Raw genomic sequence first — 15,944 nt, forward strand, 5'->3', positions numbered from 1 at the left:
GGGGGCTTCGAAATGACGGAAACTGCGACGTGCCGCGCGTGTGGTACCGAGCCGCGAGCGGGTGCCCGGTATTGCGATGCGTGCGGGGCGCCCGTCACTTCGGCAGCGGGCGCCGAGTACAAGCAGGTCACCGTCTTGTTCGCCGATGTCGTGCGGTCCATGGACATCGCATCGACCCTGGGCGCCGAGCGGCTCCGCGAGATCATGAGCGATCTGTTCAACCACTCCGCCGCCGTGGTCCGCCGATATGGCGGCACCGTCGACAAGTTCACCGGCGACGGCATCATGGCCATCTTCGGGGCGCCGGTTGCATTGGAAGACCATGCTTTTCGGTCCTGCCTGGCCGCACTGGAGATCCACCAGCAGACCGCCCTGCTGGCGGTGCAGGTAAAGGCCCGCGACGGCCTCGACCTGCAGTTGCGCATCGGATTGAGTTCCGGCCAGGTCATCACCGGCGAAGTCGGCACCGACACGATGAGCTACACGGCGATCGGCGAACACGTGGGGATGGCCCAACGCATGGAATCGGTCGCCCCACCCGGCGGAGTGATGCTCACCGAGTCGACCGCCCACCTGGTCGAAGACACCATGATGCTGGGCGCGCCCGAGATGGTGCAGGTCAAGGGTGCCGACCAGCCGATCCGGGCGCGCCGGCTACTGGAGCTCAATTCCGCACACAACCTGCTCAATGTCGGCGAATCGACCCTGGTCGGCCGTGGCTGGGAATTATCCGCCATCGAGGGCATCCTGGAGCGCTCGATCCAGGGGCACGGCAGCATCGTCCTGCTGGTGGGCGGGCCCGGCATCGGCAAGAGCCGGCTGGTCAGCGAGCTCGCGGCGAAGGCCGCCGCCCGCGGTGTACCGGTGAACTCCACATTCTGCGAGTCGCACACCAGCGAAATCCCATTTCATGCCATCGCCGGCCTGCTGCGGGCAGGATTCGGTGTGGCAGACCTGGACCGTGAGGCGGCCCGCGCGAAGGTTCGAGACCAGGTCCCCGACGACACCACGGAGAGTCTGGAGCTACTCGACGACCTGCTCGGCATCGCCGACCCCGATGTCGTTCTGCCGGTGATCGACCCCGACGCTCGGCGACGCCGGCTCACCACCCTGGTCAACGCGGCGTCGCTGGCGCGGACCACGCCGGCGGTCTACGTCATCGAGGATGCCCACTGGATCGACGGCGTCAGCGAATCGATGTTGTCGGACTTCCTGTCGGTGACGCCGCAGACTCCGTCCCTCGTCGTGATCACCTACCGCCCCGAGTACCACGGGGCATTGAGTCATGTCCATGGCGCACAGACGATAGTGCTTGCGCCACTGGATAATTCGGAGACCTCCGCCTTGATCACCGAGCTCCTGGGGCCCGGTGACGGCGTAGCCGACCTCACCGACACCATCGCCGGGCGGGCCGCCGGGAACCCGTTCTTCGCCCTCGAGATCGTGCGCGACCTGGCCGAACGAGGCCTGCTCCGTGGCGAACGCGGCGCCTACGTGCTGTGCGACGGGCAGGGCCGGGTGAGCGTGCCGGCCACCCTCCAGGCCACCATCGCCGCGCGTATCGACCGGCTGGATCCGGCGGCCAAACGAACACTGAGCGCCGCCGCGGTGATCGGGTCCCGGTTCAGTGCCGGTCTGTTGGCCTGCCTGGACACCGAGCCGTTCTTCGGGGATCTGATCGAAGCGGAGCTGATCGATCAGGTGCAGTACACCCCGCACGCGGAGTTCGCATTCCACCACCCGATGGTGCGGACCGTCGCCTACGAATCACAGCTCAAGTCCGATCGCGCTGAACTGCATCGACGCCTGGCCGACACCATTGCCGACCGCGAACCCGAACTGGCCGACGAGAACGCAGCATTGATCGCCGAACACCTGGAAGCCGCCGGCGACCTGCATGCGGCATACACCTGGCACATGCGCGCCGGAGCGTGGGCGAACAACCGCGATACCGCGGCAGCCCAGATGTGCTGGGAGCGCGCCCGGCAGATCGCCGACCTGCTGCCCGCCGACGATCCCGACCGGCCCGCGATGCGGATAGCTCCGCGCACTCTGGTGTGCGGCAATGGCTTCCGCAGCAAGGTGAAGGTCTCCGGCGCCCGGTTCGAGGAACTGCAGGAGCTGTGCGAGTCCGCCGGAGACAAAGCCTCACTGGCCATCGGTATGGCCGGGCTGACCGGCGAACTGATGCTGCAGGGCCGGGTGCGCGACGCATCACGGCAGGTGTCCGAGCACATGACCCTGATCGAGTCCATCGGTGATCCCGCACTCACCGTCGGCTTGTCGGCGACTCCGATCTCGCTCAAGATCGAAAGCGGCGAAATGGATGAGGTGCTGCGCTGGTCCCAGATGGCGATCGACCTGGCCGACGGCGACACCACCAAGGGCAACTTCATCGTCGGCTCACCGCTGGCAGCGGCCTTCGCAGCACGCAGCATCGCCAAATGGGCCCTGGGCCTTGATGGTTGGCGCGCGGACCTCGATCATGCTCTCGCCATGGCACGCAACACCGACAGATTCACCCACGCACTCGTCATCACCTGGACGTACTTCACCACGGTGTCCTGCGGCGTACTGCTCGCCAGCGACGACGCGCTGAGCGACATCGACGAGGCGCTGCAGATCACCGAAGGCGCCGGCGACGACATCGCGCTCGGCCTGGCTCGAGTGACCATGGGATACGCCTTGCTGAACCGAGATTCGCCGGCGGACCGGGAGCGCGGACTGGCCATCCTCGGCCAGGTACGGCAGATGTGCGTGAGCGGACGGTTCTATATGTCCGAGCTGGTTGGCATCGATGTGTACACCGCGCGCGAACGGGCCAAGCGCGGCGACCGGGCCGGGGCGATCCGGGTGCTGCGCGAAGCGGTCGACGACCTCTTTCACAGTGGACAGCTTCCCTACAACATCCTGGCGACCGGAATCCTCGCGGAGACCCTGCTGGACCGCGGCGCCGCGGGTGACGTGGACGAGGCCGAGGCCGCGATCGCCAGACTGGTGGCGATCCCGGTAGGCGATGGCCTCATCCTTCGCGACGTCATGTTGTTACGGATCCGCGCTCTCATCGCCCGCGCCAAGGGCGACGACGCCGGCTACCGCGATTTCCGCGACCGGTACCGGGACCTGGCCGGCCGGCTCGGCTTCGAGGGACACATGGCGCTGGCCGCGGCGTTGCCCTGACTGCGCGGCCGGGTCGCGGGCAACCTATTACGCTTCAGCCACCACGCCCTAGCCGATTGAGGTGATCGATGACGTTTCCGCCGACAAGCCCCTGGCCCCCTTCGCAGAACTGGCCGCCACCACAGCCTGTGCCCGGTCAGGGGTGGGGACCGGCCCCCGGCGGTTACCCGACGCCACCCCCGGCCGGCCCGCCGCCCGGCAACCGATCCACCCGGCTGATCATGATTGCCGTGGTGATCCTGGTTGTCGTAGTCGTGATTGTCGCGGCGCTTCTGCTGCTCGGCAGATTCGGCGAGAAGACCAAGACCGTTGGGGATTCCGCGTTGTCGGGTGCGCTGCTGACCGAGGAAGAAGCCGGCAAGGTCCTGCACGTCGGAACGCTGATCGGCAACTCCGACGATGGCAACGGCAGTGTTCAGTCGACTTGGGATACCAGTGACCCCGGCGAAACCTGTCTGGTCGGCACCCCCGGCGCCGAACGCGATCACGAGGGCAGCGGATCGACGGCCGTACGGCGGCAGTATCTGCAGTCACCCGACGACAGCGGCGACGGACCGAGCGCCTATTTCGACCAGGCAGTCGTAGCGTTTCCCGATGCTGACACCGCGCGGCGATTCGTCCAGAAGGCGAAAGAGAAATTGCAGCAATGCGCCGGAAAGACCGTGGAATCGGACGATACCGATGGGTCGGCCCACCAGTGGCGCAACGGCGATGTCTCAGAAGTCGACGGCGTGCTGTCCTCCTCGGCGGATGAACTCGGCGACGCGGGCGGTTGGACTTGTCAGTACGCGGTCGCCCCACGGCACAATGTCGTGGCCGAAATCCAGTTGTGCGGAGGCAACGCCGATGCCGACACCCTCGGTCAGCTCGTCTCGGAGATGACCAACAAGATCGATGAGGCGGCAGGAAGATAGCGATCGCGCTACAGCTTCTCCAGACCGGAATCCACTGAAACTGCGCTTGTGTCGGTAGACGGTGGCATAATCGAACGTATGTTCGACACCGATTCTGATGTATCCCTGGTCGACAGGATCAGTGCTGCGGCGCGGGCGGAGTCGGTGGCGATCGCGGCACGGTTGGCCGCGATCGGGGCGTTGGACAGCCTGCGGGAACAGGAGTTGGTCGAAAGCATTTTGTGGCGGACTGATCCGTTCGAGGAAGTGGCCGCGGAGGTCTCGGCGGCGTTGCGGATCAGTCGGGGTCGGGCCGGGACCCAGGTTCACCATGCTCGAGTATTGCGGGACAAGCTGCCCCAGGTGGCGGCACGGTTCGCGGTCGGGGACATCGACTATCGGGTGGTGTGCACCATCATTGCCCGCACCGGCATCGTGGATCCTGCGGTGTGGGCCGGGTTGGATGCCGAACTGGCGGCGCGGGCGCATCGGTGGATGCGGTTCTCGCAGCGGCAGTTGCGGGATCGGGTGGATCAGTGGATCGCCAAACTCGACCCGAATGGGGTGCGGGTGCCCCCGGATGTGGCTGAGGAACGGTTCGTGCAGATCGAGCCGGGCAGCCCCGGCAAGGCCACAGTGTGGGCCAACCTGGATGCCGCCGACGGGACAGCGTTGGATCAACGCCTCAACGCCCTGGCCGACACGGTGTGTGAGAACGATCCACGTACCCATGAGCAGCGCCGCGCCGATGCGGTGGGGCCCTTGGCCCGGTTGGAATCCCAACTGCCGTGCCGGTGTGGTCATGACGACTGCCCCGCGGCGCAGAAGCGGGCCGCGGCCGATGCGGCGGTGGTTCATGTGCTGGCCGATCGGGCCACCGTCGACGGCAGCTCGGATGATCCGGGATATCTACCCGGGCACGGGATCCTGCCCGCCGAGTCGGTGCGCGACCTGGCCGCCACGGCGAAACTCAAGCCCCTGCACGTGCCCACCCGACCTGCAGAACCCAGCGAGTCGTCTGACGCGACTGAGCCGACCGAAACCACCGAACCTGGCGAGCCCACCGAACCTGGCGAGCCTGCCGAACCTGGAGTACCCAGCGAGTCGCCCGACATGTTTGAGTCGGCCGATCCCAGCGCGCCCGCCGAACCCGCCGACCCCGATGCCGGTGAGCCTCGCTATCGCCCTTCGGTCGCACTCTCGGAATTCATCCGCTGGCGCGACCTGACGTGCCGGTTCCCGGGCTGCGATGCCCCCGTCGAGCGCTGCGACATCGACCACACGATGCCCTACCCGCTGGGGCCCACGCATCCCTCGAACAACAAGCTCTACTGCCGCGCCCACCACTTGGTCAAGACCTTCTGCGCGGGCTGGTCAGACCGTCAATTGCCCGATGGCACCGTCGAATTCACCGCACCCACCGGGCACACCTACACCACTGAACCCCACGGCGCCGGCCTGTTCCCGACCCTGGCACAACCCACCGGGGAACTGAACCTCCCCGAACCGCCGGCCCACCACCCGAACCGGGGCGCGATGATGCCGACCCGCCGCCAAACCCGCGAACAAGACCGCCGAGACCGCATCAACGCCGAACGCCGGCTACGCGCCGAACTCAACAACGACCTCGAAATCGAACGCCAATACCAAGCCTGGCTCGCCGAAGAATACGGACCACCCCCACCATTCTGATTAGGTGTAGACGCTGCTTGCCCGCAGCGAAAGGTACAAAGGCGCCACCCACGAGTTGCCTGCGCGGTAGCGTCCGTGGGTAGCTGCAGACGGGAGAACCCATGAAGCTCTTCATCATCGGAGGCCTGGCTGCCGTGCTGACGGCGGCCGGGCTGATCACCTCGGCCCCGCCGGCCAGTGCCGGCTGCCTGTATGGCGGTAACGTCATCAGCAAGTGCGACGGACCCATCCAGCCCGACGGCAGCTGGCAACGTTGCATCGGAACTTGGGGCTATGTGCCCAGCGGTTTCAGTTCCCACCTGGTGCCCGTGAAGCGCTGCGACCCGATGGGCCCGGGCCACGACTATCCCTTCGATTTCACCTTCACCGATCCGCCGACCCATATCGACGACTAATCGCCTCCATGCTGAGCCGCGTACTCCCCCGGCGTGCTGCCCAGCATGGACCGGAAGTCGTTTATGAAGTGGGCCTGGTCATACCAGCCGAGTCGCACTGCGAGATCGGCGAAATCGACGCCGGGCACACTCTCGATCTCCAGCGCCGCCTGCTGCAACCGGTACCGGCACAGCACCCACTTGACCGTCACCCCGACATAGCGACGGAACACCCGCTGCGTGGTCCGCGCACTCCACGGTGAGAGCGCCATGACCTGTTCCACCCGATGCAATGACGCGTCGTCACGCATCCGGTCGACCAACGGGACCAGCGCACGGTAGGTCTCATCCATCGGGGCTGTCGAAGCGGAGATGCCGGCTTCCAGGCGGGCGTGGACGGTAGCCGCATCCTCACTTAGAACGGCTGGTGTACCGAATAATTCGTCACTCGCAGGTACCACCCGACCGGTCATCGCGGCAGCGTCCCCACCGAAGCGGGCGGTGAAGCCCCCGGGCCGGAATCGGGCTCCGACCACAGCCCCGCGCCCGCTGATGGTGATGCGGAAAACCTTGGGCACGACACCATGCAGCAAGGTACTGGGCAGCTGATGACCATGGCGCACAACATCATCGCCCCACTCACGGGTCAGATGCATGGCCGGGAAGGTGATCACGGTGCTCTCGACCGGACCTGCCTCGCGCCGGTCCCAACTCACCGACCAGAAGTGCTCGACGAACCTCGCGGCGTCCTCCGACGGCGCCCACCGGTGCAGGTCGAACGCCGAGACATTGCCGGAACGGCCGACCACCCCGCGCACTGGCGCGTTTTTCCAAGCGGCCATGGCCAATAGCCTACGAAACTGGTCAACATGAGTGTCACACCGATTCCCGCGGGCTACAGCAGCCTGACCCCGTTCATCTGCGTCGACGGTGCCGCCGCGGCGATCACGTTCTACCAGAACGTGTTCGGCGCCGATGTCACCGAGCGGATGGACGGACCCGACGGCACCGTGGCACATGCCGAGTTGGACTTCGGCACCGGCCGGCTGCAGCTCGGCGATCCGCAGGAGGCCTATCAAATCGCTGCCCCCACCCCCGGAGCCCCTGCAACTCATTCGATCGGGTTGTACTGCCCCGACGTCGACGAGGTGGTGGCCCGGGCCGAGGAGGCGGGTGCGACGATCCGTGAGCCCGCGCAGACCTTCGTCACAGGCGACCGGTTCGCCTCCATCCTCGATCCGTTCGGCCAGCGCTGGACCGTCATGACGCGCGTCGAGGACTTCACGCCGCAGGAGCGCGAACGCCGCGTCGCCGAATGGGCGGCCACCGCCGGGGGTTAACGTGGCGGCATGTCTTGCGTATTCTGCGCCATCGTCGCAGGGGAAGCCCCCGCCGTCCGCGTCTACGAGGACGACGACTTCCTGGGCATTCTCGACATCAGGCCGTTCACCCGGGGACACACCCTGGTGATCCCGAAACGGCACACCGTGGACCTGACGGATACCCCGCCGGAAACCGTGGCCGCGATGGCCGGCATCGGCCAGCGCATCGCGCGCGCAGCCCGGCTGTCCGGGCTGCACGCCGACGGCAACAACATCGTGATCAACGACGGTAAGGCCGCCTTCCAGAGCGTGTTCCACATCCACCTGCACGTGGTGCCGCGCCAGGCCGGCGACAAGCTGTCGTTCGTCAAGGGCATGGTGGTGCGCCGTGACCCCGACCGTGAGGAATCAGGGCGCCTCCTACGTGCGGCGTTGGCGCGGCTCGACGAATCCGCGCAAGATTGAGCGCATGAGCATGCCCTGGTGGGAGCGCTATATCGGTCTCCCGATGTTGATGTTGCACGACAAGATCTACAAAGCCACGGACGGCCGGATCGGCCACACGATCCCTGGCGGCCCGTCGACGCTGATCCTGCATACCGTCGGCGCCAAAACCGGTCAGCAGCGCGCGAATTCGCTGGCCTACGCACAAGACGGCGCCGACTACCTCGTGGTGGCGTCGAAAGGTGGCGAGCCCACATCTCCGGGCTGGTACCACAACCTGAAGGCCAAGCCGCAGGTCGAGATCAACGTCGGCCCCAAGCGGTTCGGCGTCACGGCCAAGCCGGTGCTGCCCGGCGACCCTGACTACCCGCGGCTGTGGGACATCGTCAACGACATGAAGGGCAACAAGAACCGCTACATCGGCTACCAGAAGCGGACAACACGCCCCATTCCGGTGGTCGTGCTGACGCCTTAGAAGAGTTCCTTGGCGAGCAGTTCCAGGGTGGTGTCGCGCGCCGTCGCGGTGGCCGGGTCGGCACCGCGGCGAGCCGAGCCCACCGGGTTGACCATGACCTCGTCGACGTCGAATTCTTCGGCCAGGGCCCGGACCTGGTCGGCCGCCTCGGTGGGCGAGCCCACGACCGCGCGGGCCAGACCGGAGGCCACGATGGCCTGTGCCTGCGGAGTGAGAGTCGTCGCCTCGGCATCCTCGACCAGATCGAGGGCGCCGAGCGGCTGACCGGTGCGCAACCGGCCCATCATCTGCAGCTGCGGCAGGAGCAACGCCTTGGCCTCCTCGGTGGTCTCGGCCACCGAGGCGTTGACGGTCAGGAAGGTCACCGGCTCGGACGCCAGGTCACTGGGCTGGAATTCGTCGCGGTAGACGGCCAGCGCCTCGGCAGTGCCGTGCCCGGAGAAATGATGGGCGAACACATACGGCAGCCCCTTGGCCGCCGCCAGGTGCGCCGAGTACATCGACGAGCCGAGCAGCCACATCCGTGGCTCGGTCACCGCGGCCGGCGTCGCCTTGAGCACATAGTTCTCCCGCATCAGATCCCGCGGCAACGGCACCCGTACCCCGCGCGCGCCCATCAGCGCCACCACGTCGTCGAGGTACTGCGGGAACGCCTCGATATCGCGATCATCGCGGCCGGCGGCGCCGCGTAGCGCCAGCGAGGTGACGGGATCGGAACCCGGGGCCCGGCCGATGCCGAGGTCGATGCGACCCGGATGGGCGGCCTCCAGCAGCGCGAACTGCTCGGCCACCGCCAGCGGTGCATGGTTGGGCAACATGACCCCGCCCGAACCCAGCCGCACCTGCGTGGTGTGCGCGGCCAGATGGGCGATCAGGACCGGCGGGCTGGTGGCAGCCACCGCCGGCATGTTGTGGTGCTCGGCGAGCCAGTAGCGGGTATAACCGAGCCGGTCGGCGGTCTGGGCCAGGTGAGTCGTTGCGGTCAGGGCATCGGCAGTGGACTGGTCGGTACGCACCGGGACGAGGTCGAGGACAGAAAGCCGCATGACAGCGTCAACGTCACGAGCGGCCCGGTTCGTTCCCGCCCACCTGTGCCACCAGGCGTTCGGCGGTGACGAAGATGTCATCGAGCATGGCCTCGGTGAGCCGACCGGTGAAGGTGTTCTGCTGGCTGGGGTGAAAGCAGCCGAGCAGGGTGACCGGGCCGAAAGCCGAGGTCAGCACCGCCGTCGCGCCGTGGCCGAACTTCGGGGCCGGTTTGGTGTCTGAACCGAGCAACTCCAGCGCGGCCCGCCACGCGAACCCACCCAACGCGATGACCACCCGCACCGATGGCCCGACCAGCCGCCACTCGGCCTGCAACCACGGCGCGCAGGTGGCGCGCTCGGCTGGGGTCGGCGCGTTGGCCGGCGGCGCACAGCGCACCGCCGCGGCCACCCGGGTGCCGATCAGCTGCATGCCATCGGCAGCATCGACACACACCGCCTGGTTGGCCAACCCGGCCCGGTGCAACGCGGCGAACAGGAAATCCCCGGACCGGTCCCCGGTGAACACCCGCCCGGTGCGGTTGGCGCCGTGGGCGGCCGGGGCCAGCCCGACGATGAAGATGCCCGGCGCCTCCGCACCGAACCCGGTGGCCGGCCTACCCCAATACGGTTGATCGGCAAAGGATTTTCGCTTGGCCACAGCCACCTCTTCGCGCCATTCGACCAGCCGGGGGCAGGCCCGGCAGGCAGAGATCAGCGCGTCCAGTTCCGGCACGGTGGGCACTCGGGCGGCCAGTCGCCGCACCTGCGCGGCGGTCTTGGCCACCGGCGTCGTCGCATCCGCCGGATCGCCGGGCCACCCCGAACCGGGCGGTACCGGCGAGGTGAACTCAACCCCCGTCCTGGGATGAGGCAATCGCACCAACTCACTGTGCCGGAAATTCCGTCGCGGCGGGTGCGGGCGCGCTGTTAGATTCGCCGCGATACCCCATGACGAACACCAAGCGCGGCCCATTGCTGCTGATCCTGTTCGCCGCGTTGATGGCCGGCGCGGGCAACGGCATCACGATTGTCGCATTCCCGTGGCTGGTGTTGCAGCGCAACGGATCCGCGCTCGATGCGTCGATCGTCGCGATGGCCGGGACGTTGCCCCTGTTGGTGGCCACCCTGATCGCCGGGGCCGCCGTCGACTATCTGGGCCGCCGGCGGGTCTCGATGATCTCCGATTTGCTCTCGGCCCTGTCGGTCGCGGCGGTTCCGATGCTGGCCCTGATATTCGGGGTGGACGCGGTCAATGTCGCGGTGCTGGCGGCCCTGGCCGCGCTCGGCGCGTTCTTCGACCCGGCCGGGATGACCGCGCGCGAGACCATGTTGCCCGAGGCGGCGGGCCGGGCCGGGTGGACGCTGGACCACGCCAACAGCGTGTACGAGGCGGTGTTCAACCTGGCCTACATCGTCGGCCCGGGCATCGGCGGTCTGCTGATCGCCACCCTCGGCGGGATCAACACCATGTGGGTGACCGCCGGGGCGTTCTGCTGTTCGATCCTGGCCATCTCGGTGCTACGACTGGAAGGCGCGGGCACCCCGGACCGCTCGATGCTGACCGAGGGCGTGCTCGCGGGCATCGTCGAAGGGCTGCGATTCGTCTGGCACACACCGGTATTGCGGACGCTGGCGATCGTCGACCTGGTGGCCACCGGCCTCTACATGCCGATGGAATCCGTGTTGTTCCCGAAGTACTTCACCGACCGCAACGAGCCAACCGAACTGGGCTGGGTGCTGATGGCGTTGAGCATCGGCGGGCTGCTGGGCGCACTCGGCTACGCGGTGCTGTCGAAGTACATGAGCCGACGGGCCACCATGCTGACCGCGGTGATCACGCTCGGTGTGGCGATGACTGTGATCGCGTTCCTGCCGCCGCTTCCACTGATCCTGGTGCTGTGCGGGATCGTCGGGTTCGTATACGGCCCGATTGCGCCCATCTACAACTACGTCATGCAGACCACCGCACCGCAGCACCTGCGCGGCCGGGTGGTCGGGGTGATGGGTTCACTGGCCTACGCCGCAGGCCCGCTCGGGCTGATCCTGGCCGGGCCGCTGGCCGACGCCGCCGGCCTGCACGCGACGTTCCTGGCCCTGTCCCTGCCGATGCTGCTGCTCGGCCTGGTCGCGCTGTTCCTGACCGCGCTACGCGAGCTGGACCGGCCGTCCAGACAGGAACACGATTCGACGTAACCTCTTCGGGTGAGCGACGACTCGTGCCTCTGCCTTCTGTGCGCACCCCCGGCCGACGGCCCCGCCTGGGAGGAACGCGACAACCGCATCAGCGCGAGCGTGACCGATCACGGCTGGCACGTGATGGGCGTCGGCGCCGGGGGCGAGGCCCCTGCCGACTGGGCGTACTCGATCGGCCTGTGGCACACCCTGCGCAGTCCGGAGGTCTGCCTGTTCGGCCTACGGATCGAAACGATGATGACGATCGTCAATGTCGCGGGACAGGAAGTCCGCGACGGCCGTCCACTGGAACCCGACCAGGAACGTGACGACATCCTCGACGACTATTCGGTGGCCCTCCGGGAGGTACACCCCAGTTGGTACCGGGACTTCTTCGGTGCCGGGATCGACTTCCACCAAGCATGGTTCCCGGTCGTACAGATGTTCTGGCCCGACCGGGACGGCAGATTCCCCTGGGACGAGCAGGCGCAGGAATACTGCCGGGCGAGCCAGCCGCTGTTGTGGATCCCGAAAGAGGAGACCAGCGGACCGTGGGCTGAGCTCGACTAGCTCCTGATCCGTGGCGGGGCAAAGACTTTCGCCAACTGCCTGACCGCGGCGGGATCTCCGTCGATCACCAGGCTGCCATCGGCTAACAGGGCGGGCACCTGCGCCGGGTCCATCGCCGCACCCAACACCTCGGCCTCGCCCATGAGTGTCACGTCGGCCGCCGTCCCGTCCTCACACGCGTCGATGCGGTCCGGCCCGATCTCGACGGTCGCCTGCCCCTCGGGCGTCACCAGACACACGGTGACCGGTGGCCCGTCACGGTCCGCACTGACGAAGGCACGCACCGCGCGGATCAGCCACTCGGGACGCACCGCATCCCCGGGTGCGCGGGTCTCGATCAGATGCCGGCCCCACCGGGAGTAGGCGTTGATCACCTCCTCGAGCGCCCGGCCGTCGTCGGTGAGCTCGTACACCGCGGTGGATGCGGGCTTGGGCAGCATCCGCTTGCGCGCCAGCCCGTTCGCCTCCAGGTCGCGCAGCCGCCCGGCCAGCATGTCGGTGGAGATCGGGGCCAGCGAGCTCAGTAGATCCCCGTACCGCAGCGGGCCTTCCAGCAGGTCCCTGACCACCAGCAGGGTCCAGCGATCCCCGACCATGTCGAGGCTCTTCGCCAGTGCGCAGTGCTGCCCGTAGGACCGTGACGCCATACGCCCAGAATAGCTGAAGTTGGAATTTCCAACTTGATACTTGTTTTTTCCAAGTCGGTGGGCCTACCGTGACGACATGACCCTCGACCATCTGCTCACCGCCGCCACCGACGAGGCCCTGGCCTTCGCCGACCTGCTCGAAAGCCTCGACGCGGACCAGCGCCGCTGCCCCACCCCATGCGCGGGGTGGACAATCGACGACCTGGCCGACCACGTGGCCGTCGTCTGTTTCCGCGACGCCGAGGCCTACCACCGTGCACGGGCCCAAATCACCACGCCGCCAAGAGAACTCACGCTGGCCAACCCCGACTTACCGGCGGCCATCCGGCTGGCGGTCGGACATCTGCAGACCGCGTTCGACCAGGCGCCCAGTCAGTGGCCGGTGATACCGGCCCCGTTCGGCGACTTCCCGGTGGCCGCCGCGCTCCGCTCGCTGATCCTGGAATTCGGGGTACACCTCGACGACCTGAGAGTGGCCACCGGCGACCGGCACTCGACGTTCTCCCCCGCCACCATCGAAGCGATCCTCGGATTCGGTGAGCTGTTCCTGCTACGCCAAGCCCAGCCGCTGGAGAGCGGGCCCGTCACCTTGAGGCTGACCGCGCCGTCGAAGTCGATGGCGATCACCTGGACCGGAACGAACTGGGTCCAGGGCCCAGGGGCCGACGAGCACCGCGTCGACGGCTCCGACGACGCGATCGCCCGGCTCATGCTGCGCCGGGGCGAAGCCGACGACCTGGTGGGCGCAGCGATTCGCCCGCTCTGAGACAGCCCTTCTAGCATCGAAGCGTGAATGCCGCCGCGCTGCCGATGCTGATCAGCGAACTCCCCGAGGGTGTCGTCGTCACCGACCCCGACATCCTGGCCTCCTATCGCCAGGACCGGGCTGCCGATCCGACTGCGGGCACACCGCTGGCGGTGGTCCGGCCCACCCGCACCGAGGAGGTGCAGACCGTGCTGCGCTGGGCCAGCGCGCACCAGGTGGCGGTCGTGCCGCGCGGCGCGGGCACCGGGTTGTCCGGCGGCGCGACGGCACTCGACGGCGGCATCGTGTTGTCCACCGAGAAGATGCGGGACATCACCGTCGACCCGGTCACCCGCACCGCCGTCGTCCAACCCGGGCTGCTCAACGCCGAGGTGAAGAAAGCCGTTGCCGCACAGGGCCTCTGGTACCCACCCGACCCGTCGTCCTTCGAGATCTGCAGCATCGGCGGCAATGTCGCCACCAACGCGGGCGGGCTGTGCTGCGTCAAGTACGGCGTGACCACCGACTACATTCTGGGCCTGCAGGTCGTGCTGGCCGACGGCACTGCGGTGCGCCTGGGCGGCCCGAGGTTGAAAGACGTTGCCGGACTGAGCCTGACCAAGCTGTTCGTCGGCAGCGAGGGCACCCTCGGCGTGGTCACCGAGGCTACGCTGCGGCTGCTACCCCCGCAGCACTCCCCCTGCACCGTGGTGGCCACCTTCGATTCCGTGGAAGCCGCGTCGAACTCAGTCGTGACGATCACCGGCAAGATCCGGCCGTCCATGCTGGAGTTCATGGACTCGGTTGCCATCAACGCCGTCGAGGACAAGCTCAAGATGGGGCTGGACCGCAACGCCGCGGCGATGATGGTGGCGGCCTCAGACGATCGGGGTGCCGCAGGAGCCGACGACGCCGAATTCATGGCACAGGTGTTCACCGAATGCGGTGCCACCGAAGTGTTTTCCACCTCCGACCCGGACGAGGGCGAGGCCTTCGTCGCGGCCCGCCGGTTCGCCATCCCGGCCGTGGAGGCCAAGGGGTCACTACTCCTGGAGGACGTCGGGGTGCCGCTGCCCGCACTGGCCGAACTGGTGAGCGGAGTGGCGGCGATCGCGGCCCATCGGGACCTGCTGATCTCGGTGATCGCCCATGCGGGTGACGGCAACACCCACCCGCTGATCGTCTTCGACCCGGCCGACGCCGACATGGCGGCGCGGGCCCAGCTGGCATTCGGCGAGATCATGGATCTCGCTGTGGGACTGGGCGGCACCATCACCGGCGAGCACGGCGTGGGCCGGCTCAAGCAGCCGTGGCTGGCCGGTCAGATCGGCCCGGATGCAGTGGAACTCAACCACCGGATCAAGCGGGCGCTGGACCCGCAGAACATCCTCAACCCGGGCGCGGCGATCTAGACCCCGCTCAGGCCATCCCGTAGCTGGTGAGCAGACTGGTTGTGCGCCAGGCGATCAACGCGGCGAACAGCACCAGTACCGCCACCGAGACCCCGGCCTGAATCGCGTTGCGGCGCTCACGCGGGGCGTACACGAAGGCCGCGGCGATGCCCGCACCGGTGACCAGCCCGCCGATGTGACCCTGCCAGCTGATCGCTCCGGTCCCCAGCGCCGGCCCGGCGAAGGTGAACACCAGATTGATGACGACGACGGCAACGATCGAGCGGACGTCGAGGTTGAGCTTGCGGGCCACCACGAAGATCGCGCCGAACAGGCCGAAGATTGCCCCGGAGGCGCCGGCCGTCGCACTGTTCAGCGGGGACAGCAGATACACGAGCACCGAGCCGCCGAGCCCGCTCAGCGCGTACAACGTCCCGAACCGCAGCCGGCCCAGCCACTGTTCCAGCGGCGGCCCGACCACGTAGAGCGCCCACATGTTGAACGCCAGGTGCATCAGGCCGTAGTGCAGGAACATCGACGTCACCAAGCGGTAGTACTCGTCGTGCGCGGCGACACCGGGCGGCCACAGCGTGAGTTCCTGCTCCAGGTTCTTCGAGGTCATCTGCACCACGAACATCAGCACGTTCACTGCGATAAGGGCATAGGTCAGGATCGGCGCACCCGTGCGCACCTTCCCGCCGAACTGGGTGCGCGGTGCCTGAACCGACTTGGCTCCCTCGTTGACGCAGTCCACGCACTGATGCCCCACGGCCGCCGAGCGCATGCACTCCGGGCAGACGGGACGCTGGCAACGCGTGCACCGCACGTAGGTGGGACGGTCCGGATGCCGGTAACACGTCGGCGTCTGGGCAGGTAGCTGCGGCGTGTCAGGGATGCTCATCACGCCCGAGCCTAATGCGGGCCGATCCGCATGAGGCGATTAGATCGGCGAGTGGACAATCAATTGCTAAGGTCTGGCCCGAACTCCATACCGTTGACCAGTACCGGCAG

At 67.5% G+C, this 15,944-nt stretch carries 16 protein-coding genes; 11 read left to right on the forward strand and 5 right to left on the reverse strand.

The features are described from left to right. The first annotated feature begins 12 nt into the window (after positions 1–12). The 4 genes from ACZYZ7_RS26305 (at position 13) to ACZYZ7_RS26320 (ending at position 6,160) form a co-directional block, all read left to right on the forward strand. Positions 13–3,180: an ATP-binding protein gene (locus tag ACZYZ7_RS26305; RefSeq protein WP_450069835.1), complete on the forward strand. Its 3,168-nt coding sequence runs from the start codon at positions 13–15 to the stop codon at positions 3,178–3,180. Between the two features lie 68 nt (positions 3,181–3,248). Then, entirely contained in the window at positions 3,249–4,094 is an 846-nt protein-coding gene (locus tag ACZYZ7_RS26310) for a sensor domain-containing protein (protein ID WP_450069836.1), read from the forward strand. Between the two features lie 78 nt (positions 4,095–4,172). Further along, positions 4,173–5,765, forward strand: a complete 1,593-nt coding sequence (locus ACZYZ7_RS26315; RefSeq protein ID WP_450069837.1) for an HNH endonuclease signature motif containing protein — start codon at positions 4,173–4,175, stop codon at positions 5,763–5,765. Positions 5,766–5,866: 101 nt separating this feature from the next. Further along, positions 5,867–6,160, forward strand: a complete 294-nt coding sequence (locus ACZYZ7_RS26320) for a CDGP domain-containing protein (protein WP_135457176.1) — start codon at positions 5,867–5,869, stop codon at positions 6,158–6,160. Here ACZYZ7_RS26320 and ACZYZ7_RS26325 read toward each other — a convergent pair. Then, a complete protein-coding gene (locus tag ACZYZ7_RS26325; RefSeq protein WP_450069838.1) occupies positions 6,157–6,981 on the reverse strand; it encodes an AraC family transcriptional regulator in 825 nt (274 codons plus the stop codon). The two genes, ACZYZ7_RS26320 and ACZYZ7_RS26325, sit on opposite strands and share 4 nt — an antisense overlap. 27 nt (positions 6,982–7,008) lie before the next feature. Here ACZYZ7_RS26325 and ACZYZ7_RS26330 point away from each other — a divergent pair, with 27 nt between their 5' ends. The 3 genes from ACZYZ7_RS26330 to ACZYZ7_RS26340 are packed head-to-tail and all read left to right on the forward strand — an operon-like array spanning position 7,009 to position 8,380. Beyond that, positions 7,009–7,479, forward strand: a complete 471-nt coding sequence (locus tag ACZYZ7_RS26330; protein ID WP_135457181.1) for a VOC family protein — start codon at positions 7,009–7,011, stop codon at positions 7,477–7,479. 9 nt (positions 7,480–7,488) lie between these two features. Then, complete coding sequence (locus ACZYZ7_RS26335; protein ID WP_135457183.1) at positions 7,489–7,926, forward strand: HIT family protein; 438 nt, start codon at positions 7,489–7,491, stop codon at positions 7,924–7,926. Positions 7,927–7,936: 10 nt separating this feature from the next. Next, positions 7,937–8,380, forward strand: coding sequence for a nitroreductase family deazaflavin-dependent oxidoreductase (locus tag ACZYZ7_RS26340; RefSeq protein ID WP_135460206.1), 444 nt, complete (start codon positions 7,937–7,939; stop codon positions 8,378–8,380). Here the strand turns inward: ACZYZ7_RS26340 and ACZYZ7_RS26345 are convergent. After that, a complete protein-coding gene (locus ACZYZ7_RS26345; RefSeq protein WP_135457185.1) occupies positions 8,377–9,426 on the reverse strand; it encodes an LLM class flavin-dependent oxidoreductase in 1,050 nt (349 codons plus the stop codon). The two genes, ACZYZ7_RS26340 and ACZYZ7_RS26345, sit on opposite strands and share 4 nt — an antisense overlap. Positions 9,427–9,439: 13 nt before the next feature. Further along, the gene (locus tag ACZYZ7_RS26350) at positions 9,440–10,288 is read right to left on the reverse strand and encodes a uracil-DNA glycosylase (protein ID WP_450069839.1); all 849 of its coding nucleotides are present in this window, start codon (positions 10,286–10,288) and stop codon (positions 9,440–9,442) included. Between the two features lie 68 nt (positions 10,289–10,356). On the opposite strand from ACZYZ7_RS26350, the gene tap reads away from it, so the two are divergent. After that, the gene (tap, locus tag ACZYZ7_RS26355; RefSeq protein WP_450069840.1) at positions 10,357–11,601 is read left to right on the forward strand and encodes a multidrug efflux MFS transporter Tap; all 1,245 of its coding nucleotides are present in this window, start codon (positions 10,357–10,359) and stop codon (positions 11,599–11,601) included. Positions 11,602–11,610: 9 nt separating this feature from the next. Next, complete coding sequence (locus tag ACZYZ7_RS26360; protein WP_450069841.1) at positions 11,611–12,150, forward strand: DUF4262 domain-containing protein; 540 nt, start codon at positions 11,611–11,613, stop codon at positions 12,148–12,150. Here the strand turns inward: ACZYZ7_RS26360 and ACZYZ7_RS26365 are convergent. Continuing rightward, positions 12,147–12,797 (reverse strand): winged helix-turn-helix transcriptional regulator, encoded by a 651-nt coding sequence (locus tag ACZYZ7_RS26365; RefSeq protein ID WP_450069842.1) that lies wholly within the window; start codon positions 12,795–12,797, stop codon positions 12,147–12,149. The genes ACZYZ7_RS26360 and ACZYZ7_RS26365 overlap by 4 nt on opposite strands. A gap of 76 nt (positions 12,798–12,873) precedes the next feature. On the opposite strand from ACZYZ7_RS26365, the gene ACZYZ7_RS26370 reads away from it, so the two are divergent. Further along, the gene (locus ACZYZ7_RS26370) at positions 12,874–13,563 is read left to right on the forward strand and encodes a maleylpyruvate isomerase family mycothiol-dependent enzyme (protein ID WP_450069843.1); all 690 of its coding nucleotides are present in this window, start codon (positions 12,874–12,876) and stop codon (positions 13,561–13,563) included. A gap of 44 nt (positions 13,564–13,607) precedes the next feature. After that, entirely contained in the window at positions 13,608–14,954 is a 1,347-nt protein-coding gene (locus ACZYZ7_RS26375; protein ID WP_450070155.1) for an FAD-binding oxidoreductase, read from the forward strand. Positions 14,955–14,961: 7 nt separating this feature from the next. On the opposite strand, the gene ACZYZ7_RS26380 is transcribed toward ACZYZ7_RS26375, so the two are convergent. Continuing rightward, positions 14,962–15,834, reverse strand: a complete 873-nt coding sequence (locus tag ACZYZ7_RS26380) for a rhomboid family intramembrane serine protease (RefSeq protein WP_450069844.1) — start codon at positions 15,832–15,834, stop codon at positions 14,962–14,964. Positions 15,835–15,944 lie beyond the last annotated feature (110 nt).

It is taken from the genome of Mycobacterium sp. IDUB_17 (assembly GCF_055419465.1).

What these genes read in the sequence shown, in the direction of transcription:
- ACZYZ7_RS26325 (WP_450069838.1), bottom strand. Translation starts at nt 6,981, where the DNA reads ATGGCCGCTTGGAAAAACGCGCCAGTGCGCGGGGTGGTCGGCCGTTCC.
- ACZYZ7_RS26340 (WP_135460206.1), top strand. Translation starts at nt 7,937, where the DNA reads ATGCCCTGGTGGGAGCGCTATATCGGTCTCCCGATGTTGATGTTGCAC.
- ACZYZ7_RS26315 (WP_450069837.1), top strand. Translation starts at nt 4,173, where the DNA reads ATGTTCGACACCGATTCTGATGTATCCCTGGTCGACAGGATCAGTGCT.
- ACZYZ7_RS26370 (WP_450069843.1), top strand. Translation starts at nt 12,874, where the DNA reads ATGACCCTCGACCATCTGCTCACCGCCGCCACCGACGAGGCCCTGGCC.
- ACZYZ7_RS26365 (WP_450069842.1), bottom strand. Translation starts at nt 12,797, where the DNA reads ATGGCGTCACGGTCCTACGGGCAGCACTGCGCACTGGCGAAGAGCCTC.
- ACZYZ7_RS26330 (WP_135457181.1), top strand. Translation starts at nt 7,009, where the DNA reads ATGAGTGTCACACCGATTCCCGCGGGCTACAGCAGCCTGACCCCGTTC.
- ACZYZ7_RS26335 (WP_135457183.1), top strand. Translation starts at nt 7,489, where the DNA reads ATGTCTTGCGTATTCTGCGCCATCGTCGCAGGGGAAGCCCCCGCCGTC.
- ACZYZ7_RS26320 (WP_135457176.1), top strand. Translation starts at nt 5,867, where the DNA reads ATGAAGCTCTTCATCATCGGAGGCCTGGCTGCCGTGCTGACGGCGGCC.
- ACZYZ7_RS26305 (WP_450069835.1), top strand. Translation starts at nt 13, where the DNA reads ATGACGGAAACTGCGACGTGCCGCGCGTGTGGTACCGAGCCGCGAGCG.
- ACZYZ7_RS26380 (WP_450069844.1), bottom strand. Translation starts at nt 15,834, where the DNA reads ATGAGCATCCCTGACACGCCGCAGCTACCTGCCCAGACGCCGACGTGT.
- ACZYZ7_RS26345 (WP_135457185.1), bottom strand. Translation starts at nt 9,426, where the DNA reads ATGCGGCTTTCTGTCCTCGACCTCGTCCCGGTGCGTACCGACCAGTCC.
- ACZYZ7_RS26375 (WP_450070155.1), top strand. Translation starts at nt 13,608, where the DNA reads ATGCTGATCAGCGAACTCCCCGAGGGTGTCGTCGTCACCGACCCCGAC.
- ACZYZ7_RS26310 (WP_450069836.1), top strand. Translation starts at nt 3,249, where the DNA reads ATGACGTTTCCGCCGACAAGCCCCTGGCCCCCTTCGCAGAACTGGCCG.
- tap (WP_450069840.1), top strand. Translation starts at nt 10,357, where the DNA reads ATGACGAACACCAAGCGCGGCCCATTGCTGCTGATCCTGTTCGCCGCG.